The sequence below is a fragment of the Pseudomonas sp. PGPR N4 genome (assembly GCF_059693665.1).
Genome location: NZ_JCAUKV010000003.1, coordinates 410065 through 429357, shown reverse-complemented (window position 1 = coordinate 429357; position 19293 = coordinate 410065). Strand labels below are relative to the sequence as shown.

29 protein-coding genes are annotated in these 19293 nt (G+C 61.7%); all 29 read right to left on the bottom strand.

The genetic code is table 11. The features are described 5' to 3' along the window. Window positions 1-2 precede the first annotated feature (2 nt). A complete protein-coding gene (locus AC58X1_RS15830) occupies window positions 3-752 on the bottom strand; it encodes a phage minor tail protein L (RefSeq protein WP_497429122.1) in 750 nt (249 codons plus the stop codon). Beyond that, on the bottom strand, window positions 749-1087 hold the full coding sequence (locus AC58X1_RS15825; RefSeq protein ID WP_497429121.1) for a phage tail protein: 339 nt from the start codon (window positions 1085-1087) through the stop codon (window positions 749-751). The genes AC58X1_RS15830 and AC58X1_RS15825 overlap by 4 nt, the downstream gene beginning before the upstream one ends. Further along, a complete protein-coding gene (locus AC58X1_RS15820) occupies window positions 1087-4380 on the bottom strand; it encodes a phage tail tape measure protein (protein WP_497429120.1) in 3294 nt (1097 codons plus the stop codon). The genes AC58X1_RS15825 and AC58X1_RS15820 overlap by 1 nt, the downstream gene beginning before the upstream one ends. A 41-nt stretch (window positions 4381-4421) precedes the next feature. Beyond that, window positions 4422-4658, bottom strand: coding sequence for a hypothetical protein (locus AC58X1_RS15815; protein WP_497429119.1), 237 nt, complete (start codon window positions 4656-4658; stop codon window positions 4422-4424). Beyond that, complete coding sequence (locus tag AC58X1_RS15810; protein WP_497429118.1) at window positions 4655-4999, bottom strand: hypothetical protein; 345 nt, start codon at window positions 4997-4999, stop codon at window positions 4655-4657. Before AC58X1_RS15810 ends, AC58X1_RS15815 begins: the two co-directional genes overlap by 4 nt. Window positions 5000-5039: 40 nt before the next feature. Continuing rightward, window positions 5040-5540, bottom strand: coding sequence for a hypothetical protein (locus AC58X1_RS15805; protein ID WP_103436425.1), 501 nt, complete (start codon window positions 5538-5540; stop codon window positions 5040-5042). 55 nt (window positions 5541-5595) lie between these two features. Then, on the bottom strand, window positions 5596-5982 hold the full coding sequence (locus AC58X1_RS15800; protein ID WP_497429117.1) for a DUF3168 domain-containing protein: 387 nt from the start codon (window positions 5980-5982) through the stop codon (window positions 5596-5598). Next, a complete protein-coding gene (locus AC58X1_RS15795) occupies window positions 5975-6550 on the bottom strand; it encodes an HK97-gp10 family putative phage morphogenesis protein (protein ID WP_497429116.1) in 576 nt (191 codons plus the stop codon). The genes AC58X1_RS15800 and AC58X1_RS15795 overlap by 8 nt, the downstream gene beginning before the upstream one ends. Window positions 6551-6553: 3 nt before the next feature. Further along, window positions 6554-6742 carry a hypothetical protein gene (locus AC58X1_RS15790; RefSeq protein WP_497429115.1) on the bottom strand — a complete coding sequence of 63 codons (189 nt, stop codon included), beginning with the start codon at window positions 6740-6742 and terminating at the stop codon, window positions 6554-6556. Between the two features lie 8 nt (window positions 6743-6750). Beyond that, window positions 6751-7071, bottom strand: coding sequence for a phage head closure protein (locus tag AC58X1_RS15785; protein WP_497429114.1), 321 nt, complete (start codon window positions 7069-7071; stop codon window positions 6751-6753). Further along, complete coding sequence (locus tag AC58X1_RS15780) at window positions 7071-7370, bottom strand: head-tail connector protein (RefSeq protein WP_497429113.1); 300 nt, start codon at window positions 7368-7370, stop codon at window positions 7071-7073. Before AC58X1_RS15780 ends, AC58X1_RS15785 begins: the two co-directional genes overlap by 1 nt. After that, the gene (locus AC58X1_RS15775; RefSeq protein WP_497429112.1) at window positions 7371-7712 is read right to left on the bottom strand and encodes a hypothetical protein; all 342 of its coding nucleotides are present in this window, start codon (window positions 7710-7712) and stop codon (window positions 7371-7373) included. A 65-nt stretch (window positions 7713-7777) separates the two neighbouring features. Next, a complete protein-coding gene (locus AC58X1_RS15770; RefSeq protein WP_497429111.1) occupies window positions 7778-8974 on the bottom strand; it encodes a phage major capsid protein in 1197 nt (398 codons plus the stop codon). After that, window positions 8971-9612: an HK97 family phage prohead protease gene (locus tag AC58X1_RS15765; protein WP_497429110.1), complete on the bottom strand. Its 642-nt coding sequence runs from the start codon at window positions 9610-9612 to the stop codon at window positions 8971-8973. The genes AC58X1_RS15770 and AC58X1_RS15765 overlap by 4 nt, the downstream gene beginning before the upstream one ends. Further along, window positions 9599-10813, bottom strand: coding sequence for a phage portal protein (locus AC58X1_RS15760; RefSeq protein WP_497429109.1), 1215 nt, complete (start codon window positions 10811-10813; stop codon window positions 9599-9601). The genes AC58X1_RS15765 and AC58X1_RS15760 overlap by 14 nt, the downstream gene beginning before the upstream one ends. 2 nt (window positions 10814-10815) lie before the next feature. Continuing rightward, a complete protein-coding gene (locus AC58X1_RS15755; RefSeq protein WP_497429108.1) occupies window positions 10816-12495 on the bottom strand; it encodes a terminase large subunit in 1680 nt (559 codons plus the stop codon). Window positions 12496-12498: 3 nt separating this feature from the next. Next, a complete protein-coding gene (locus AC58X1_RS15750) occupies window positions 12499-12975 on the bottom strand; it encodes a terminase small subunit (RefSeq protein ID WP_497429107.1) in 477 nt (158 codons plus the stop codon). Window positions 12976-13120: 145 nt separating this feature from the next. After that, on the bottom strand, window positions 13121-13459 hold the full coding sequence (locus tag AC58X1_RS15745; RefSeq protein WP_497429106.1) for an HNH endonuclease: 339 nt from the start codon (window positions 13457-13459) through the stop codon (window positions 13121-13123). Further along, the gene (locus AC58X1_RS15740; RefSeq protein ID WP_054892292.1) at window positions 13459-13782 is read right to left on the bottom strand and encodes a phage holin, lambda family; all 324 of its coding nucleotides are present in this window, start codon (window positions 13780-13782) and stop codon (window positions 13459-13461) included. The genes AC58X1_RS15745 and AC58X1_RS15740 overlap by 1 nt, the downstream gene beginning before the upstream one ends. Before the next feature lie 387 nt (window positions 13783-14169). Next, on the bottom strand, window positions 14170-14511 hold the full coding sequence (locus AC58X1_RS15735; RefSeq protein ID WP_497429105.1) for an antiterminator Q family protein: 342 nt from the start codon (window positions 14509-14511) through the stop codon (window positions 14170-14172). A gap of 10 nt (window positions 14512-14521) precedes the next feature. Then, window positions 14522-14839: a hypothetical protein gene (locus AC58X1_RS15730; protein ID WP_497429182.1), complete on the bottom strand. Its 318-nt coding sequence runs from the start codon at window positions 14837-14839 to the stop codon at window positions 14522-14524. Next, entirely contained in the window at window positions 14836-15117 is a 282-nt protein-coding gene (locus AC58X1_RS15725) for a phiTE_015 family protein (RefSeq protein WP_497429104.1), read from the bottom strand. Before AC58X1_RS15725 ends, AC58X1_RS15730 begins: the two co-directional genes overlap by 4 nt. Continuing rightward, the gene (locus tag AC58X1_RS15720) at window positions 15114-16412 is read right to left on the bottom strand and encodes a tyrosine-type recombinase/integrase (RefSeq protein WP_497429103.1); all 1299 of its coding nucleotides are present in this window, start codon (window positions 16410-16412) and stop codon (window positions 15114-15116) included. Before AC58X1_RS15720 ends, AC58X1_RS15725 begins: the two co-directional genes overlap by 4 nt. Further along, window positions 16409-16834 carry a VRR-NUC domain-containing protein gene (locus tag AC58X1_RS15715; protein ID WP_497429102.1) on the bottom strand — a complete coding sequence of 142 codons (426 nt, stop codon included), beginning with the start codon at window positions 16832-16834 and terminating at the stop codon, window positions 16409-16411. Before AC58X1_RS15715 ends, AC58X1_RS15720 begins: the two co-directional genes overlap by 4 nt. Beyond that, entirely contained in the window at window positions 16831-17127 is a 297-nt protein-coding gene (locus AC58X1_RS15710; protein WP_497429101.1) for a DUF1364 domain-containing protein, read from the bottom strand. The genes AC58X1_RS15715 and AC58X1_RS15710 overlap by 4 nt, the downstream gene beginning before the upstream one ends. Then, window positions 17109-17321 carry a hypothetical protein gene (locus AC58X1_RS15705; protein WP_497429100.1) on the bottom strand — a complete coding sequence of 71 codons (213 nt, stop codon included), beginning with the start codon at window positions 17319-17321 and terminating at the stop codon, window positions 17109-17111. Before AC58X1_RS15705 ends, AC58X1_RS15710 begins: the two co-directional genes overlap by 19 nt. Then, window positions 17318-18130 carry an ATP-binding protein gene (locus AC58X1_RS15700; RefSeq protein WP_497429099.1) on the bottom strand — a complete coding sequence of 271 codons (813 nt, stop codon included), beginning with the start codon at window positions 18128-18130 and terminating at the stop codon, window positions 17318-17320. The genes AC58X1_RS15705 and AC58X1_RS15700 overlap by 4 nt, the downstream gene beginning before the upstream one ends. Then, window positions 18120-18974, bottom strand: a complete 855-nt coding sequence (locus AC58X1_RS15695; protein ID WP_497429098.1) for a replication protein — start codon at window positions 18972-18974, stop codon at window positions 18120-18122. The genes AC58X1_RS15700 and AC58X1_RS15695 overlap by 11 nt, the downstream gene beginning before the upstream one ends. A gap of 68 nt (window positions 18975-19042) precedes the next feature. After that, on the bottom strand, window positions 19043-19291 hold the full coding sequence (locus AC58X1_RS15690; protein ID WP_103437449.1) for a Cro/CI family transcriptional regulator: 249 nt from the start codon (window positions 19289-19291) through the stop codon (window positions 19043-19045). Window positions 19292-19293 lie beyond the last annotated feature (2 nt).

Genomic DNA, 19293 nt, shown 5'->3' with positions numbered 1-19293 from the left:
GGTCAGCTCCTGGCGATCAGGGACACGGCCGGGAAGCCGCCGAATGGAATTTGATTACCTTCGCCATGACGCACAACGCAGCCCGTGTCCAGGCAGCCGTTGCACTCGTCCTTGGCGGGATCACCTGTAGGATTACCGTCGATGTCGTAGTACGGCCCGGTGTAGCCACAGTTCGGCCCCCGGTACCCATTGGTCATGGCCCAGTGGCACAGCGTGGTCATCTGCCGCCCGATTGTCTCACCGCCCACATCACCGGGGCTGGCGAGCTCCCAGCCCACCGTTTTGCCGTTCTCCGAGATCTTCTGGTCAACGAACCACACCTCGAGCGCTTCCTGTGACGGATCAGCCTCAGGATTGCCTTCAGGGAAGTTGGCAGCATCCAAGTACTGCGCCAGCGTGAGACGCATCGTCAGCTGGAACTCGAGCAGGTCACCGAAGGCCAGGCACAACGCTGTGATGCGACCATTGACGTTGCCCACGGTCAGCGTCGGCCGCACCGCAGTGCCATCCGAGTTAGCTTCAATCCCGTCGATCTGCATGGGCCACGCGGCATACTCGTTGCCCTGCCACCAGATAGGTTTTGCAGGCAACTGGTCCGCATCGGCGCCGGCCGCTGCCAACTCTTCGGGAGTGTGGGGAATTGCGTGGCCGTGGAACCGGAGCACATCCGCGCCAAAATCGGAGCCGTCCAACTCGAACAGCAGGATTTCCGCCCCGGGTTCGAGCTTCTGCAACTGGGTGATCAGGCTCATGGCTGGAACGCTCGTTCAAAGGTGGCCGACAGCAGCACGACACCGCCTGGCTTGCGCTGCTGCCGGAAGGTTTCACACCGGTACATCCCAAGCACGCCCTCGGGGTTGGTCCACAGAAACGACCTCGCGCCGCGATGGCGCCGTATGAATGCAAGCGGAGGCCCGATTTCTTCCGCCAGGCCACCGAATGACAAGGACCAACTGTCCGTCTCGCCATTGAGCCCGTCGCTCGATACCTGGGCGTAGCCATCGCCGAACTGCGACTTCCTCGTGCGCAAGGTGCTCTCGCCGCCCGCCTCATCGTCAGGCTCCCAAGTGAATGTCTCGATGGCCATTACCGTCTTCCTGTGCTGTTTCGATAACTGAGCCCGCCGGCGCGCCATGACACCGCGATGGCACGCTCGGCAACGCCCTGCATCTGCTGCTCGAGGTTTTGCTGCAGTGCGGAGCTGTCCAGCTCCATACCGTCCTTGCTCCGATCCTCAAGCGTCACCGCCACGGGCATGTTGAGTTGAAGAACAGTTGAGCCTCCGGCCGCTCCTCCCACCATCTGAACCCCGAGCGATCCATCCGCGCTGCGCGCGAGTGGCATGATTGCCTCCGGCCCGGCCTCGCCCGCAATGCCCAGCCCGCCGTCGGCCATGCTGAATGGCGTGGGAGTGTTCAAGATGTTGTTGGTGCGAAACGCGGCCCCTTTGGCGAACATCTGCACGCCGCCGCTCCAGGCCCCGCCCAGCGCCTGCGGGAAATAAGCGCTGCCGTAGCCGGCCTGCGACGCGCCGAGATTGGAGGATGTAGCCCCAGCTGAGCCAGCCGCCATGCCATTCCCGCCGCCGCTGCCGAAGTAGCTGCCAACCGCTGAGACCCCCAGCCCCACTAACCCGCTGAGCAGCGAGCTCGCGGCCTGCTGACTGGCGATCCTGGCCATGTCCGAAATGACACTGACGGTAAAGCTCTTGAAGTTGGCCTTGCCCGTCATGGCGAACTCAGCAACAGCGTCGCGTGCCGAGTTGAATCCGGCAGTGAGCATGTCATCGGTTGCGCCGGCCACGTTGGCGGCATCAGCCTGGATGTTCGCCCAGGCACGCTTGGCGCCGTTGCGATAGTCGCGCTGCGCCTCAAGCCGGGCGTCAAAGCCATCAACCTCCATCTGCAGCTCGCGGGCCTGGTAGTCAGACAGATCCGCCAGGCGCTGCTGGTAGGCCTCCTGGCTCAACCGGCGCGACACATCTTCCTGCTGCTCTTCCAACTGCCGGCGAGACTCGGCGTACTTCTGGCGAACCGCGTTCAGCCGGTCGGCCTGCTCGCGCTCGTCGTCGCCCATTCCCACGCCAGCGACGTCCGCATTGATCGCGTCCTGCCGCGTCTGCAGCACGACCTCCATGGCCTTGCGGTATGCATCGGCGCTGTTGCGGCGCAGCTCGGCGAGCTTCTTTTCTTCCTCGGTGCGCTTCTGGATGATGGGGTCGGCGTAAGCCGTGTTGAGATTCTTGATGCCGAGCTCCATCTCGGCGGCCGTGATCTTGCCGGCAGCCTGGGCCTTGCGCAGCCCCTGCACGCCTTCCGACAGATCGGTCAGCCGCTTCTTCTCCGGCAGCGCGCGGTCGATGATCGCATCGAGGGCTTTGATCTCGTCCTTGAGCGCCTTGGTGCGATCCTTCGTGCCTTCGGTGGCATCCTTGTTGGCCTTCTTCTGCGACTCGATCGCGCTGGCTGCCGAGAGGATCGCCTGCCGATCCGTCTCGGTGAGGTCAGCGTTTTCAGCAATATGGCGGTTGGCGATCTTCATCGCGTCGCCGTTGTCCTGCAGCCCGGCCAGCTGCTTCTGCAGCGTCTCCAGGTATGTCTGCCCGGCGGTGCTCATGCCGGCCTTGGCCGCGTTGTTCGCCTGGGTAGCCGAGGTGTTTTGCTCGGTGACGCCAGTCAGAACCCGCAGCGTCTCGGCGATCAGATTGGTGCGCTGATCGGCGTCACTGACGGCGCCCGCCTGGGTGATCCACTGCTGCACCGTGGAAGCCGGCAGCTGTAAGCGTGCTGCCACTTCCTGAAGGACTGGCGACAGGCCTTGGCCAGAAGCACGCGCTTCGTTGAGGCGATCAATCAAGCCTTGGTATTCAGCCAGCTGCCGATTGTACTGGCCGCCGGAGTCGCGCACAGGCGCGGTCACCACGGCGGAGCGGATGGAGTGGGCCAGGTCGCCGTAAGCATCCTTGACCTTGTCAGCAGCGTTGACCTGTTCCTGCTGCCACTTCACCAGCGAGGCTTCGCGCTGGTCCTTGTTGAGCTTGGCGAACTCCTCGCGCAGCTGGGCGACTGGCTTATGCAGCTCATCGAGGCTGACCCCGGCTTTGTCTGCGTTGTCTCTCAGCAGCAGGAAGCTTGCCGCGGCGGTGCCGGCCATCAGCGCCAGGCCCATTGGCCCGCCGAGCGCCGCGAGCAGCCCGCCGGTTGATGCGCGCATCAGGTTGGTCTGGGCGATCGCCAGTGCGTCGGTGGACGCCTTGAGCGCAGCCTGCCGGGGAATCAGTTGTGTCTGGACCAGTGACAGCCGCTGCAGGCCGGTCGCGGCTGCCACGGATGCCTGGGCCTGCTGGACCTGCGCTTGTGCGTAGATCCGCTGCGCGTCGGCGGCACGTAGTGCTGCCTGGGCGTTCTGGATCTCGGCTGCGCGCTGGGCCAGCGCGGCTTTGATGGCCATGCCTGCCTTGGCCACATACAGCGTCAGCGCGGCGGCGCCCGCACCGCCCATAGCGACGGCCACCAGGTCGACGTTATCAGCCAGCGCAATCAGTATGCTCGACAGACCTGCAACAGCGCCGGTCTGCTCCTCCATCCCGCCCAAGAACGTCTGGATGGCGTTGCTGATGTTTACCAGTGCATCCTGCACGCTGGTGGACATATCCGCCGCAGCCTTGCGGTTTACATCCACCGTGCGCAGAAGGCCGGTGTTGATCGCCTCCAGAGACAGCTTGCCCTCAACGCCCAGCTTGCGCACTTCGTCAGCGCTTTTGCCGGTGGCATTGGCGATGGCATCGACGATCGTCGGCATGGCGCCCTGAATCGCCACCCAGCCATCGGCCTCGACCTTGCCGGTTTGCAACGCCTTCGAGTAAGCATCGAGCGCAGAACCTGCCTTGTCAGCCGCCGCAGCGTTGGTGACCAGCAGGAAGCTGAAGCTATCGGTGATGTCGAGCGTCTGCTGCGTATTGAAGCCCAGGCTGCGCATCACATCGGCGGTGCGGATGTAGAGCTCTTGCGCCTCCGCCATGGGGCGGTACGTCTCCTGCGCGGTCTGCAGCAGGTGCTCCTGCACCAGTTGATACTCGGCGGCACTGCCAGCAGCAGCCTTCATCCGGTCGGACATCTGCCCATAGGCGTCGACTTGCTTGATGATGCCGCCAATGAGGCCAGCCCCCGCCACGGCAGCGAATGCGCCGCGCATGAGCACGCCAGCGCCCTGGGCCGCAGCGCCAGCCCTGTCGAATGCCGTGTCTACTGTCGCCAGGTTGCGGTCGATCGCCTGGGTGCTGCGCGCCACCACCTGGTCAGCGGTCGCTAGTTCCCGGCGCAGCTGGGCTGTAGTCGCCTCGATCTGAACCAGCATCCCCTGGACTTGTTGGTCGGCCATGCATTTCTCCAAGCACAAAAAAACCGCTCGAAGGCGGCTGCTTACTCTTCCCGGCGACCGCGGAAGAAGGACTTCAATTTATCCGCAACGCTTCCCTGCTTCCGGGGTGCTGCGGTTGGCCCCTGCGCCTGGCCCTGCCCGCGCCCCGTCCAGTCAAGGCGTGCATCAAGCGCCAGCATGATCTGCGGTACCGGGGTTCTCCAGGCAGTGTCTGGCGGCCAGCCAAGCCAGCCGGTGGCCACGCCAAACAGATAGTCGACGTAGCTGCCGTTCTTCACTGCGCTGTGCTGCCCGCCTCGGCCTTTCCCCGCGCGGCGACGCTCGGCGGTACCGGGTTGAGCAGCACGGAAATGAACGTGGTCAGCTCGGCTGACACCTTTGCGACACCGGTTTGGAACACGCCAGTGGCCACCTCGGTGTGCTGGCTCTGCTGCAGACCGGCGCCGGCGACGATGATGTCGGCGCTGGCACCGATGCTCATCAAGCGCATGGCTTCCAGTGCCCCGCGCAGGCCACCGAAGCGGGTTTCGATCAGCAGGGCGGCCTCAAGGGTCGGCCGCAGAATGTAGGTTCGCGCACCGATAACCAGGGTCACAGTACCGTGTAGTGCTTCGCTCATGTGTGGGTCTCAGCAGGAGACGGGGCCGCAGCCCCATCGATCAAGGAACGGCAGGGCCGGCGACGATTTCGAGGATGTCGGTGTTAATCGCGAGCGTCACGTTGCGTCGCACCACGTTGTCAGCTGCACCTGGTGCGACAGTGTTGTTCATCACCTTCACGCCGTAGTAGAACGTGGTCGGCAAAATCGGAGGCGTAGCGCCGGGATCGCCGTCGTTCAGGGTGACCTTGATGTTGTAGTTGCCCTTGGTGCGATCCTTGTGCGCAACTGCAACCGCTTTCTGCCCGGCGTCACCGTTGTCGAGGCCGACCGTCACGGTCATGTTGCCCGCATCGGCGGTGCCCTTGTACTTGCGCACCCGGCCGTCGCTCAGTGCAGTGAAGTTAACCGCGCTGAAGGTATCGCCGAACTCGCCAAGGTCTTCGATCTCGCCAACATCGACGTAGGTGTCGGCCTTGTATTCCGCTTCGGTTGCGGCGGGAACTTTGCTGCCGATAGCGAGCCGGCAGCCGGCGGCTGTATTGAGGTTGTCTTCGGCCATGGGGGATCCTCCAAAGGCTCATTGGATAAAGCCGCAGAGCGGCCGGAAATTGGATTTAGTGCGTAGTGATGACGCTGACCGTGATCGATCCTTGATAGGTGACGCCATCTGCATCGCGCTGGGAGTCGGACTGCTCGACTCGAACAGAGACGGCGCGACCCACAGCCAGCGGCAAACGGCGCTCGTCCAGCGCCGCAATGACTTCGCCGTTGATGCGCTTCACCTCGGCCTGGCCGATTGCGTCGGACCAGACCGACAGGTAAATCATCCTGATCTCGCGCCTGCGACCTGAAAGGGGGCTGCTGTTCACCGATATCTCACGGTCAATCGACACATAGGGCATGGTCGCATTGAGCGGCGCACCGTCGTAGATCGGGCAGCTGACCTCGGCCTGTAGCCTGGCGAATATCGCCTCCTGTAACGCGAGTGACGGATCAGCCATTGCCTGCACCTTTACTGGCCTTGATCAGCGTTCGGCTGACTGCGGCCTCGATCTCTGCCATGACGAACTCGCGGTTGACCTGCAGGGCTGGGCGCAGCCATGGATGCGCTGGCCTCGCAGGAATGTCTGGGTACTTGCCGAAGAAGTGAGCGCCGTCAGACTTGTTCTTGACGCCGCGCTGCCGGATGCCATTGCGCCGTCCACTCAGCTGGCTGGTGTCACGGCTCTTTGTGTGCTCACCGCCTATGGCGTTGATGTCAGCGCGGCGATACACGGTTCCGGAGTATCCCTTCGTGCCGTACTCGATGAAGCGCATGTAGAAGAACTGCTTGTTGACACCTTTGCCGCGCAGCCCGATCTCGGCGTCCAGGCCACTTTTCGAAACGAATGCGGTCAATGCACCTGCAGCCGCGCCAGTGTCCTTGGGAATCAACTGCTGCATGGTACCGAGGATGCGGTCGGCGCACTTCTGCATGGTCGGTCGCAGCTCGTTGTCCATGGTGGTGTGGATATTGCGGAGCGTGCGGCGCAGCTTGAAGTCGCCGCGCAACCTAGAGCGACGGGCCATGGCCTACTCCTTGGCCGAATCGACCTTGCCGGGTTTGGCTGCCTTATCCCCGACTGCGGGGCTCTCGACGACTTCTTCGGCATAGCCGCGGGCAATCAGACCAGCGCCATACGCTTTGTCGACGACAAATTCTTCACCCTTCTCGCGATCGCCAGATGCGCCGGAGAGGATGCCAAGTGCACGAACTTTCATGGTTCACCTCAGGGATTTGGGACGGATGAGCACAGAAGCCTCATCATGGTTCGGTCGTTGTCGATCAGCACGGCTTCCACTTGATAAGTGACACCATGCTCAGTGATCCGCCACTCGGCGGCGATATCGGATCGTGGCCGAATGCGGATCTCAGCGGATATGACTGCCCTGAGCTGCTCCGCCACTGGAGCGACGCGGCCAGTCGGCATGGTGATCTCCGCCCAAATCTTCCCGGCGTCTACCCAGGTCTTGGTCGCACCTCCTGAGCCATTCGGTTCGCGGTGAGGCTTGGATAAATTGCACCGGTGTTTCAAAGGGCCGGCTCTCATCAGAATCGCTTCCTGTACCAGAGCAGCCGTTCGACTGCGAGGGGCATGGCCGTCGCGATTGTGCCCACAGCCACGGCCTCGCGGTTGGCGTACCAGTGGCCGACCAGCAGCAGGACAGCCTGCTCGACATCGCTGGTCAAGCCCATCTCTGCGGGCTCAACCGGGTCGGCGTCTACCAGCTTACGGTCGCAGTGCTGCTCGACATGGGCCTTAGCCGCCGCGACGTAGCCGCCAATCAAGGCATCTTCCTCGTCGCCGTCGACCCGCAGGTGCATTTTCACGGTGGCCAGGTCGAGCATTTACTTGGCCTCGGCCGCAGCTTTTTCTGCGGCAGCCTTCTCAGCAGCCGCTTTCTCGGCCGCTTCCTTCTCGGAGGCTTCCTTTTCAGCTGCGGCTTTCTCAGCAGCCGCTTTCTCGGCAGCAGCTTTGTCGTCCTTGGGCGCCGCAGGTTTGGTCTCTCTCGGCTTAGCCACCCGGGGCTTGCCGCTGGTATCGACCTCGACGGCCAGGCCCTTACCGATCAAGGTGTAGGCATATTCGTCATCAGCATCGTCAAACGCTTCACCGGCCTTGACCTTGTTCGAGGTAGCGCCCAGCAGCGCCCCATTGCCGACGAAACCCCACAGGATTTTGATTTTCATGCTGCCTCCAGAAACAAAAAAGCCGACGCTATGCCGGCTTAGCGATGGTTACGCGCGGTTCAGGCTTACTTAGGGAAGTTGCCCTTGACCAGGGCTTCCTTGCGGCGCACGCCCAGGCCAAGACGCTCTTCTGCCAGCAGCGCGATCATGTTCTTGATGAACATGTCGTTGATCAGGCCCATCTTGAACAAATAGCTCATGCGGTCGAAGAGAATTGCAGCGCGGGCGAAGTTGGCGATCAGGAACTCGCCGCCAGCGTCTGTATCACCCTCGTCCATGCTGTCCGAGGTAATGACCGGACGACCCCAGAGGATCGGAGTGACCAGGCCCTGCAGGTTGGCGAACAGGTAGCGGTTCTCTCCATCCTTTTGCAGCTCGATGTTCATCCAGTCGAGCTCGCTCATCACGACGCCATCGGCGGACAGCTTCGATTGCTTGCGAACCTGATAGATGCCGCGGCGGACGATGTCGATCGAGGTGTCGCCTGCCTTGGTCAAGTTGGCGTCGTAGATGGTGGCCTGGGTCATAAGGCCGTTCAGGTTTTCGCCAGTACCATCGCCCTTGAGGATCTGGTTTTCTTCTTCGAGCTTCAGGTCGTAGCGCAGCAGTTCCTGGATGTACCCCTGCATTTGGGGAACGTCGGCCAACGCTTCTTCGGTGACAGGCATCCAGACCGCGATCTTTTTGACGCGGTCGGTTGCCGCTTCGAAAGTCACGTCGCTGGTCGGCTTGGTGCCACCCTCTGCCACCATACCGGCGCCGCGAGTATGCAGCTTCTCACGGAAGTAGGTGTAGTTCTGGCCAGTGACCGGGATAGCGGTGAGCAGGTCGCGGATTCGCAGCTCTTGGCGAATGCCTGGCTGGATGGTGGTGTCATACACCGGCGCGACAACGCCGGCGCTGGTGACCTTCACTTCCTTCATGGCGGCCAGATCAGACTTGGTCACCTCGATCTCGGCACGGTTAGCCGAATTCGAAGACAGGGCCTTGTAGCTGTCATCGCCCTTGATCATGTCGATGAAGCTTTTACCTTCGCCCGGCAGGCCGCGCAGCTTGACGCCCTTCTGCTCCAGATCCACTACTTGGTCGATGACCTTTTGCAGCTCGCCTTTCTGGTCTTCGATTTGCTTCTTCAGGTCGCCAGCAACCTTGTTGCCCTTCTCGACCTCGTCCATAGCTGCGTCATACTTCTTCTGCAGGCCCTCGAAGCCGCTCTTCAGTTGCAGCTCGAGGGTGTCTTTCAGCTCTTTCACTTCGCTCATTGCGATGCTCCAAAATGTTTGGTGAATAACGTGGAAATACCTTTCAGCTCATCCACGATCGCCGTGGCCTCGCTTCCACCATCACGGCGTAGCGCGGTATAGCCGAGCGAAGCGACTGCTGCCGCTTCCTTTTGAGAGAGACCCATGCGCTCGCGCAGGGCCTTCTCGAAAAGCCTGATGTCCGACTTGACGCTGAGGACATGCGCCTCGGGGTTCATGCCGAACGGCACGAAGGACGCCTCCCAGAGTTCGGCCTCCTTGATAAGGCGCACGCGCCGTCCGGCGCGGTCCTCGAAATCTGCCTTGATGGTGTTGAAGCCGATCGACATGCTGTCGAGCACTTCGGCCTTCATCAGCTCGTAGGCGTCACGGGCGTAGCTGACGTTGAGGTTCACCTGGCCCTTGAGCAGGAGGCCGTGGTCGTCCTGGGTGTAGTCTGCGGCGCCAACCAAGCGGGTCAGGTCGTGGTACAGGGCCAGCTTCAACTTGCCGTTGCGGGTGGCCTTCACCCGGGTGAAGGCGCCGGGAAGGATTACGTCGTCGCCCAGGTCAACATTGTTGAACACCGCGGCGTAGCCTTCGAAATTGCCAGCTTCGTCTACGGCCTTGAGTTCGAACGGGACTTCAAGGTTCGCCATTGGTTTGCATCTCCCACCGGGTGACCCGGTTGTATTCTTCGCCTTCCAGGGGAGGCAGGTTTTCCTTGGTGCGGACTTCGTTGATGGTCATCCAGCCAGAGCCGCCCGAGCCGCCCAGTGCGCTGCCGTAGTACGTGGCCCGCCCGGCGCTATCGGCGCGCAGCAGACCCTCGACCGCGAACTCGGCAAACCGCAACTTGGCGGCGAAAATCTTGTCGTTGAACTCGTCCTCAACCGCATCAATGAAGGGCTTGAGGCCGAAGGTGATGTACCCGGTGAGCTGCTGCTCGAGGTTTGAACCCATGATCGAGGTCTTGCCGGCGCGGTTCGCCAGCCACAGCGGTACGCCATAGATGCCCGCCAGGGCTTCTTCTTGGAACTGCTGTGACTCGATGAACTGCGCATCTTTCTGGCTGATGCCAGCCGGGACGATCTTCGGATTGCCTTGAAGGATCGCCATCTTGCCGATGTCGTCGGTGTCAGCCTTGCGAACGTCGGGGAATTTCTCCATCACCTGGGCCTGCTGGGCCTTGGTGAGGAATTGCTCGTAGATGACATAACCGCCGGTGAAGCCGCCCTTGCGCATGAAGCGAGCCGACCACTGCTGGCCGGCCTTGGCCAGCCCCATAGTTTCCGCTTGGTGCTCGATGGGCGAGAGCCCCACGATGCCGTCCAGACTGAACAGCTTGAAGTGCAGCATGCTCTCCGGCGATACCGGGAAGCGATCGCCCTTGCTGGGAGTCACCCAGTAGAGCAGGTCCTCGTCGGTATCGATGGTGACCGTCTTGCCGTCCAGGGGAACGATGCCAATCACGTCGTTGTTCACGTTCCGCTCGACCAGGGCGAAAGCGTTGCCACGCAGGGCCATGTTCACGACCACGAACTTGAGAAAGTTCAGCATGGTCATGTAGGGGTTTGGCTTGCGAAGCAACTTGGCATAGCGGTCATTGCTTGGAACCAGCGCCCTCTTGCCGTCCTTGTCCTCGTACAGCTTGAGCGGTAGGCCACTCAGCGACTCGGAGAGGATCTTGACGCAGGACCAGATCATGCTGACTGACAGTGCGGTCTTGGCGGTGACACGCACACCCGCCTTGGTGCGCTTGCCACCAACCTCAAGGTCTACCTCGACATAGTCGCCCGTTGCCGGGTCGGTGTAGCCAAAAAATCCCCACGTCGAGGGGTTGTACCATTTGAATGCCATGGTCAGCCTACTAATCCGAAGAAGCCGTGGTTGAGGTAATCGTCCAGGCCGCCACGCGCCTCTGGGTTGAGCGCCATCAGCGACACGGCGTTGAAGGTCGCCATGAGCGGGTCAATTTTTGCGGTACCGGAAGCCTGCTTGGTGATCAGGAAGGCGTTTGCCGAGGGCACGCCCTTGGCATTCCCGCAGGACCAGGCCATAAGGGGCTGGCCGCAGTGGATAAGCGTTCCCTCAGCGAGGCGGCGCTCGGTCGTTTTGATCGCACCGGTGAGCTTCCAGCCCTGGGAGATGCCGACGACCTGCTCCTCATCAATTTCCACATCAGCCAGTGCATCCAGCACGGCCCCGATGCCGGCCGGGTCGAGCCCGACCTTGTCGAGTAAGCCAGCCTGATTAATCCTGGCCACGATGGCGGCCAGTTGATCCACGTCGTCGCCGATCTTGTCGACAATGGTCACATCGCCCACTGCCTTCAGATCCTGCAAGCGCGGGGCTTCAGACTTGCGGCGTTCAAGTACTGACGGGTGAGCCCAGGCATGTGCCCAATGCAACCAGGTGCGGGATTCACGAACCCTGCCAATCACGGCGAGCCCGAGCAAGTCATCAAGGCCACCGCCATCGACACCGACAACGATCACCTCGCACTGCTCGAGCAGGTGGTCCAGCTTCATGCCTTCCTTCGCCTGGGGCTCCCAGAAAGCGGCGCCAACCCAGCTGTCGGACATCAGCGCCAGGCCGATCTCGATGTTGAGGTGCTTGGCCAAGAAGCCGCGCATCTCCGCCTCACCGTCGATCTCGGCCTGCATGTGCAGACGCTCAAGCGTGGCTCGATCGACGGAATAATTGATGTTCGGGTTGACCAGGTGGAAGTTTTCAGGCTTCCGGGCCTCGTGGCTTTTGATCATCTCTTGCGGGAATTCGTAGATGATCGGCAGGAAACGGTTGTCTTCGATTCGACCATCCCGCACGCCCCGGGCATAAGTCAGCTTGGACTTGAACACACCTGCAGGTGGTTCGTTTGACTGAGTCGTCAGCCAGATGATGAAGCCTTCAGGGCGGGACAGCAGACCACCTGTTGCTTCACGGATCATATCCGCAGCTTTGGGGTTCTTGCCGAACAGCCAGGCCTCATCGATTAGCACGCCTACTGCTTTCTTACCGCCAACCACGTCACTGTCGGCCGCCACCACTTTCAAGGTGGCGCCGGTCTCGCGGTGAGTGATCAACCTCAGGTGGGGCTGAACATGCAGCAGCGCCTTGAGCTCATCATCGTTATTGACCATGTCCTTGGCCGGGATGAACGAGTTGTCGGCGATCTCCTTGGTCGGGGCCAGAATGATGAACTCTGCCGACAGTCTCCAGTTGCGGATCAATGCGGTGAGCATGATGCCGGCGGCAATCGTCGATTTACTGTTCTTCTTCGGGATGCACAGCATCACCTCGCGGATCAGTCGCTCGCCGGTCTCGCTGTTATAGCTGCCGAACACTGCACCGGCGAAGGCCAGCACCCATGGGGCGCATGACGCTTCGATTGTCGGGCTGCCAGGGGCGTCAACGATCTTCAAGCCCCTGAATACTTCAAGGCTCGCTTCTGCCTCTTCGGGAAACAGCGGCTCTGGAATGATCGACTCACACGCAGCCAGTCGCCGCCACCAGTCTGGGCAGGCCGTGGTCCATTGCATGAGTTACCCCTTGACGACTGAGAGCGGCGGTTTGCCTTGGGAGTACTTGCCCTTGCCCGCCTCCTTGGCGGCCTCGGCTTTCTGGTCCTTCTTGCCTTGGTCGGCAACCTTGCCGTGCACATAAGGCATCAGCGTCTTGGCTGCTTCCAGGCGCATGCGAAGATCAGCACCATCGGCATTCATCAGCTCGGTAAGGAAGACGCGAGGGTCGGCGGTGACAGTGAGCGAAACGTCGCCGTGCTCATCCTCAACGGGGTCTGCAGCTTTAACTTTTCGGCCAGGTTTAACCTCAGCGCTGGACTCCTGCTTTTGCTTAAGCCGGCGCCCCACCTCCGCGAGGACATCGGGATCCTTGGCCAGCTTGGAGCCCGCTTGCGATGCGGTCTTCTCGGAATATCCGGCAGCGATCGCTGCCCCGCGATTTGTGGCCCCCGACAGCAAAGCGTCAACAAACCGCCGCTTCTTGTCGGTTAAAGCCATGGTTAACTTTTCCTGAAACGGGAAAAAATGTGTGCGTGCGATCGGAGGCGGTCTAGCTGGATGGGAATCGCTATATTTTACCCTCCCCCCACCTAGAAGCACGTCACTGGCGTGTTGCTAGCCCTGCCGACGCCGTTCTGCGGCCTCAACCAGCCAGGCCTGCGGCTTCTTCGGCCTGTTTAACCGAGTCATGGCAGGACTTGCAGAGGGACTGCCAGTTGTCCTGATCCCAGAAGAGATCCTTGTCGCCTCGATGCGCGACGATGTGGTCGACGATATTGGCGGCAGCGGTGCGACCCACCTTGGCGCAGTACACGCAGAGCGGGTTATCGCGCAGGAACTGCTCTCGAGCTTTCTGCCACTTGTAGTCGTAACCACGCTGGCTGCTGGTCAGCCCACTACGCCAGCTGCCAGGTGTCACTACCTTGACCCGCGAGCCGGCGCTCTCCTTGATTCGAGACCCCAGTGTCTTGAGCCTGGGCATCAGCCTTGGGCCTTGCGGGACAGGAACAGGTCGGAGTAACCGCGCAGCTTCTCAACACCCATGAAGCCGACGGCGCCACCGGCGAAGGTGGCCATGCCCTGAGGTAAGCCCATCCATTCGAGCAGCGGCACCAGGGCCAAGGTAATGAGGCCGCAGAGCGCGCCCTCCAAGATCATCTGACGGCGAGTGCCGCCACCGTAAACAACCCGCAGCGCAGCGATCGCGACCGACAGGCCAGCTGCATACAGCTGAGGCTGGTGAGCCAGCACCCAGGCGAGTACGGCGGCCCACAGGCCAGGATCCTTCTCAGGCATGTTCGGCATCTCGGTTCCTCCCATTGCGGGGAGTAGAAATGAAAAAGCCCCGCAATCGCGGGGCTCTGAAAATGGAAAACCCAGCCTAAGCTGGGTTCTCGATGCGGGGAAATGCATCCGGGAAAGTGTCCACGTCAGTAGCGACTTTCCCCGGAGGGACTTGAACCCACGACCTACTCCTTAGCAGGGAGTTGCTCTATCCGACTGAGCTACGGGGCCATCTCGTCGGCGAACCGACAAGCGATTTATAACAACCTAATGATGGCAATGCAACATTAGAAAACTAAAAAGCCCCGGCGAATGCCGAGGCTCTAAGGTGGCTGCTGGTGATGGCGAGTTTGCTCTCGCGCACCTACCGCAAAGTAACACGAAAGATACGGAACGGGACCGGGGCTGTCAAGCAGCCTCGCGACGAACATCAAGTGCCCCATCCACCCAGGCCACACCAGACTTCCATAGTTGGCGGGCCTTCTCTTCGCCGAACTTCAGCTTCTTGCCCACATCCTTCAGCGAGGCATCGCGGGAGGTGTAGTACTTCATGATCACCTGACCGCACTCTGGATAACGCTTCAGCAGTCGGCCAACCAGGCGATCAATCATCAGCGCGGCGTCGTCGGTGATCATGGGATCAAGGATTGTGTTCTCACGCGATGCACAGCAAGACACCCCAGACCCAAGCACTACCCAGCGGCCCCAGTGCTCCAGCAGATCTTCAGCAGTTCGTTCCAAATGGCTCATGTCCTTCCCCTCAATCCCCGGTGTAGTTGATGCCGCCGGCGCCCAGCCGGTTGCCTTCCTGATAGTGCGCCTCTGGCCCAGTGGCCCGAGGTTTCTTGAATTCGTCGATCTGCCGGTGCGCTGCCCGAAGCCTCATGCTGAGCTGGGTCACCAGTTCATCAAGGGCCAGGGCCTCACCAGTTGCAGCCGCTACCCAGCCCGAGGCGTTGCAGTGGTCGCATGGCAGTTCGTGAAACACACCCTTAGTGACCGCTCTCCCACGGCACAAAGGGCACTTGTCCAGCTCGATCACGGCCTTCTTGAAGGCTGGGCCGTGCTTCTTCATCAGCCGACCACCTTCAATCCCTGGGCCCGCAGCGACTGCTCGGCAACACCCCGGGCCCAATCGGCATCCGGGTCACCCATCTGGACTGGGAATGGGTTGGTAACGCGCAGAGCTTCGAGGGAGGTCTGCCAGCCCCACCAGGCCGATTGAACCTGCGGGATGACGTACTCGTCGTCACCGCCTCGAGTGAGCACAGCCCTGTCAAAACGGCCGTTCCGCTCAAAGCTTTTGGCCTCATATGCCGCCTCGAACTGGGCGCGCATCTGGTCGCTGTTCTTCATTTCGAATCCTCGCTAGTAACAAATTCAGTAAGACCGCTTGGAGCCTTGCCAGCCGTGGGCTGCACGCGATTCTGTGAAAATTCAAATAAGGCCTCTGTAAGGCCGTGAATGGTGGAAAAGCCGATGCTGTCTAACCAGCCGTGCCACTTCTCCAAGGCTGCCCGGCGCTGCTGCATGGCTTGCGTGTGGATGTAGGTGCTCGCGATCTTGCCCAGCGAGTGGTTGAGCAGCATCTCGCCGATGTGCCCGTCGATGCCGAGGTCGGTCCAGGTGCTGCGGGAGACCTTGCGCAGGTCGTGACTGGTCCACGCGCCCTGCCCCAGCCGGGTGAATACGTTGCTGGCCTGAGTCTCGCTCAGCGGCAAGCCTCGACGATTCGGGAACAGGTAGGCGCCGCTGTAGCCTTGGCTCTGTTGCATGGCCCGGTAGCGGGTCAGCAGCGCCTTGAGCTGGCTGGTCAGTGGCAGGCGGTGCTCGGTGCGGGTCTTGGTGTTGGCTGCTGGGATGAACCACTCGGACGCAGCCAGCGAGATGTCCGCCCAGCGCGCCATACGGGTCTCGCCGATCCGTGTGCCGTGGGCCAGCATCATGAGGGCCAGCATGGCGTCACCGGGGAAGTCTTCGAAGGCCTTGGCCAGTTGCTGCATCAGTTCGGGCAACTGCACATCGCGCAGCCGTGCTGCCTTAGGACGCACCCGGGCCTTGGTGAAATCCTTGAAGCGCATGCCGGCCATGGGGTTGCGCTCGATCATGCCGAGCGTGTGCGCCTGGCGGAAAGCGATCAGCAGCAGCGCGAAGATCTGCTGCAGGTAGGACAGCGACACATCGGCTTGGCACGGCCACATCAGCCGCTTGTCCAGCGATTCGGCGCTCACCTCGGCGATAGCCAGGCCGGACAGTCGCGGACGCAGGTGTTGGACCACGGCAGAGCGGGCGCCGGCCTTGCGCTTGGTGGACAGCGAGCGGTCGTCCAGCATCCGATCGACATACCAGTCCAGCAGCTCACCCACGGTCGTCATGCCGGAAACCGCTACCGGTGCCGCACGGTCGCGCATTACCCGCCGCCGCAGCGAAGGCAGCTCGGCCAGCACATCGGCAACACTCAACTCCGGCCAATGGGCGATCGGCTCCCAGCGCTTACCGGTGACCAGGTGCCACGTCCCTCGCTCGCGGTTAGTCCAGAAGCGCAGATACAGGCCGGGGTGACGCGGGTCGCGCAGATCGCGCACCGACACATCGGCAGCCTGCCGGCGGATCTCGGCCTCGCTGAGTTTTACTGCTCGGGTCGCGCTCATGCGGCCACCGTGGCCGGCAACATCAGATACGCCCGCAGTTGCTCCATGGCATCGAAGTGCCCACGACACACGATAGCCAGGTAGCCCTGGGCATTCAGCCGGCGAAGGCAGTCCTTCTGGCTGGTCGAGACCGGCGCAGGCTCGACGGTCGCCTTGAATTCGATGTACAGGCCGAAGTAGCCGCCGCGTGCCATCGGCAGCACCAAGTCAGGAATACCGGCCTTCACGCCCTGAGCCTTGAGCTTGGCGGCAACAGCCTTCACCCGATGTCCACCGTTCGGGACGTGGTAGATCAGCTCGAAAACCTCTGGGTTGCGCAGCTCAATCTCCCGCATCAGGGCGGCCTGCTCCTGCCCCTCTCGGTCGATTGGCTTGGCGCGGGGAGTTTTGGACTTGAACGGGCGGATGGCGGGCGGTTTCATGCGACGAAAACCCCCTCGTTGATCAGCAGCGACTGAGTGCGCATTACGCCCTCAGCGTGGTACTGGCGGGCGGTATCGCGGTCGACGGCCTTGCTGCGACCATCGCATGCGTCATGGCAGGCGCTGCAGGCCCAGGCACCCTGCAAGTCGTGCGGCTTGGAACCGACGCCGCAGGTGCCCGCCATGCGGTAGTGCGCCAGAACTGTCGTTTCAGGGTTGCCGTTGCAAACGCCCGGGATGCGCACCTGGCAATCCCGGCCGCGCGCGGCCTTGGTCAGTTTCGATTGCCGCATGGGCTGTCTTCTCCATGAAGATCAATGACGAGGTAAGTGCTCGGCCACAGCAGCTTGCCGTGGGCAGCAGCAATCTCCCTGCTGCCATAAAGCGCAATGGGCGGCGCGGGAGCGTCGGATAGCCCGAGCAGGTGGCTCTGGCAGTAGAGGGCGTAGCGGTAGGTGGACGGATCAGGAGCGAGGAGCATGCTCATACCGACTCCTTGCCGCGGTGGGATTCCCACTCGAAAGGCACCACCACCCCGCCACCCTCGCGGAGACGGTCGTAGCAGCGTTCGCCCATGGCGTGCCGCAGCTGGCCGGGCTCCAAATTGGAGATCACCACAGTGGGGCGCATCTGCTCGTAACGGCCGTTGATGATTGAAAACAGGGTGGTCAGCTCAAATTCGCTCGGCTGCTCCTTGCTCACGCCGACCTCATCCAGCACCAGGAGCGAAGGTTCGATCAGGCTCGCCAGAATGTCGGCTTCGGACTGCTCGCTGTTGCGGTCGTAGGTCGCGCGGATGGCTTGCAGGATTGCACCCACGGTCCGGTAGACGGCTGTCGCTGACGTGTTGCGCATCAGGTCGTTGGCCATTCCAGCACCCAAATGGGTCTTGCCAGTACCGACCTTGCCCAACAGCATCAGGCAGCGCCCGGTACGCTCGATCTCCTCGAAAGCGGCCACGTAGCGCGTGCAGTAGGCCAGGGCTTTGCGTTGCCCTTCGTGCTCAACGCGGTAGTTGGCCAGAGTGCGGTCGGCGAAGCGCTTCGGGATCAGCGCCGAACCCAGCTTGCGGGTCATGGCCTCGCGCTTCAGGCGGGTTTCCTCGGCCTGCTGCTTCGCCTCTCGCTCTGCAATGGCGGCCTTCTCGCACTCAGGGCAGCGACCAACAATCTCGCGACCCATGAGCATGGTCACCCGCTGCTCGAAGTCGCCGTGATGCTCGCATTGCGCAGGCTGAACGCGGAAGCCTGCGGCGTTTCGCACGTCGGACATGGTGATCACCGTTTCAGATCGCATAGGTACCGTCCTCGCGCTCGTTCAGGCCGTCGGTGTAATTGCGGTCACTGAAACCGTGGTGGCGGCTGTTCGGGTTTGCCTTGGCTGGCAGCTGGGAGCCGACTCGATTGGTGATCCACTCAACCTCGAATCCCCGCCATCCGTTCTCCACGGCGATGTCCATGGCCTGGCTTGGCTGGATGCCGAACGCCTTGCACTGCTCCAGCTTGGAGTTCAGGGTGGCCCAGATCCTGGCGGTCACCGGGGCCTTGGCGGCTTTGCGGACTACGAGGTAATCAGCGATCAGTGATTCGTCCAGGCCATGCGGGTTGTCGGCCAGCATGGCGGCCTTCCCGAAAGGCGCCTTGCGGTCAGCCTTAGCCGGTGCCGGCGGTTCATCGCTGGGGGGGCATGTAATATCTTCCGTAGGAAGATTTACATAGGGGGTTAGATTCTTAGAATAAAGAAGGGACTCGGCGGTTTTGGTCTGTTTCGACTCTTCGCCGATTCGGACCACCTGAGCCGACTCGGCTGTTTTGGTCTGTTTCGGATCAACGTACACCCAGTCTTTCGGGTCATTCACGCCGATGTCACCTCGAGCACCGCCGTCTCTGAACAACACGCGGCGGCGCAGCAGGCTGGAGACCGCTTTGGAGACGGTGTCAGGATGGGCGTGGATGGCTTTCGCGATGTCGGTGGCCGGGATGCGCTGGGCGCCCGCGCCGAAGTTGATGGTGGCCTTGGCCACGTACAGCACAATCTTCATCTCCCGAGCAGGGAGATCGATGGCAAGCAAGCCATCCATGAGCTGGTTGTCCATCCGGGTGAACCCCCTGGACTTGTCAATTGGGACGATGTTTGTCATGCTTCAACTCGTGTCAAGTTGTAGAGAAAGCCGCCCTGCCAGGCGGTTTTTTTTCGCCTACGAATTAGTTACTGGATGGATTCGCAGGTGTTTTGAACATCTACTGGGCCTTTGCTCAAACTGGGAGACTTCTCCCACTCCAGGCCAACTGGCTGAGCTTCAGCCATGAGCTTTCCACTCGAAAGAATCTGCAGCTGGTACTGACGGGAGATGGGAACGGTTTCCCCCCACATGGTCACCGCGCTCGGCTGAATGCCAAGCGCCTCGGCGAGCTTTTTCTTGCTGCCGAAATGGTCGGCGGCTTCACGCGTTTTCATTG

Coding starts and splice junctions, on each gene's coding strand:
- AC58X1_RS15725 (WP_497429104.1), bottom strand. CDS start 15,117: ATGAAGAACAGCGACCAGATGCGCGCCCAGTTCGAGGCGGCATATGAG.
- AC58X1_RS15770 (WP_497429111.1), bottom strand. CDS start 8,974: ATGAGCGAAGTGAAAGAGCTGAAAGACACCCTCGAGCTGCAACTGAAG.
- AC58X1_RS15755 (WP_497429108.1), bottom strand. CDS start 12,495: ATGCAATGGACCACGGCCTGCCCAGACTGGTGGCGGCGACTGGCTGCG.
- AC58X1_RS15735 (WP_497429105.1), bottom strand. CDS start 14,511: ATGAGCCATTTGGAACGAACTGCTGAAGATCTGCTGGAGCACTGGGGC.
- AC58X1_RS15830 (WP_497429122.1), bottom strand. CDS start 752: ATGAGCCTGATCACCCAGTTGCAGAAGCTCGAACCCGGGGCGGAAATC.
- AC58X1_RS15760 (WP_497429109.1), bottom strand. CDS start 10,813: ATGGCATTCAAATGGTACAACCCCTCGACGTGGGGATTTTTTGGCTAC.
- AC58X1_RS15690 (WP_103437449.1), bottom strand. CDS start 19,291: ATGAAAACGCGTGAAGCCGCCGACCATTTCGGCAGCAAGAAAAAGCTC.
- AC58X1_RS15765 (WP_497429110.1), bottom strand. CDS start 9,612: ATGGCGAACCTTGAAGTCCCGTTCGAACTCAAGGCCGTAGACGAAGCT.
- AC58X1_RS15790 (WP_497429115.1), bottom strand. CDS start 6,742: ATGAAAGTTCGTGCACTTGGCATCCTCTCCGGCGCATCTGGCGATCGC.
- AC58X1_RS15785 (WP_497429114.1), bottom strand. CDS start 7,071: ATGAGAGCCGGCCCTTTGAAACACCGGTGCAATTTATCCAAGCCTCAC.
- AC58X1_RS15810 (WP_497429118.1), bottom strand. CDS start 4,999: ATGAGCGAAGCACTACACGGTACTGTGACCCTGGTTATCGGTGCGCGA.
- AC58X1_RS15715 (WP_497429102.1), bottom strand. CDS start 16,834: ATGAAACCGCCCGCCATCCGCCCGTTCAAGTCCAAAACTCCCCGCGCC.
- AC58X1_RS15745 (WP_497429106.1), bottom strand. CDS start 13,459: ATGCCCAGGCTCAAGACACTGGGGTCTCGAATCAAGGAGAGCGCCGGC.
- AC58X1_RS15780 (WP_497429113.1), bottom strand. CDS start 7,370: ATGCTCGACCTGGCCACCGTGAAAATGCACCTGCGGGTCGACGGCGAC.
- AC58X1_RS15720 (WP_497429103.1), bottom strand. CDS start 16,412: ATGAGCGCGACCCGAGCAGTAAAACTCAGCGAGGCCGAGATCCGCCGG.
- AC58X1_RS15695 (WP_497429098.1), bottom strand. CDS start 18,974: ATGACAAACATCGTCCCAATTGACAAGTCCAGGGGGTTCACCCGGATG.
- AC58X1_RS15800 (WP_497429117.1), bottom strand. CDS start 5,982: ATGGCTGATCCGTCACTCGCGTTACAGGAGGCGATATTCGCCAGGCTA.
- AC58X1_RS15740 (WP_054892292.1), bottom strand. CDS start 13,782: ATGCCGAACATGCCTGAGAAGGATCCTGGCCTGTGGGCCGCCGTACTC.
- AC58X1_RS15700 (WP_497429099.1), bottom strand. CDS start 18,130: ATGCGATCTGAAACGGTGATCACCATGTCCGACGTGCGAAACGCCGCA.
- AC58X1_RS15775 (WP_497429112.1), bottom strand. CDS start 7,712: ATGAAAATCAAAATCCTGTGGGGTTTCGTCGGCAATGGGGCGCTGCTG.
- AC58X1_RS15825 (WP_497429121.1), bottom strand. CDS start 1,087: ATGGCCATCGAGACATTCACTTGGGAGCCTGACGATGAGGCGGGCGGC.
- AC58X1_RS15795 (WP_497429116.1), bottom strand. CDS start 6,550: ATGGCCCGTCGCTCTAGGTTGCGCGGCGACTTCAAGCTGCGCCGCACG.
- AC58X1_RS15705 (WP_497429100.1), bottom strand. CDS start 17,321: ATGAGCATGCTCCTCGCTCCTGATCCGTCCACCTACCGCTACGCCCTC.
- AC58X1_RS15820 (WP_497429120.1), bottom strand. CDS start 4,380: ATGGCCGACCAACAAGTCCAGGGGATGCTGGTTCAGATCGAGGCGACT.
- AC58X1_RS15750 (WP_497429107.1), bottom strand. CDS start 12,975: ATGGCTTTAACCGACAAGAAGCGGCGGTTTGTTGACGCTTTGCTGTCG.
- AC58X1_RS15710 (WP_497429101.1), bottom strand. CDS start 17,127: ATGCGGCAATCGAAACTGACCAAGGCCGCGCGCGGCCGGGATTGCCAG.
- AC58X1_RS15805 (WP_103436425.1), bottom strand. CDS start 5,540: ATGGCCGAAGACAACCTCAATACAGCCGCCGGCTGCCGGCTCGCTATC.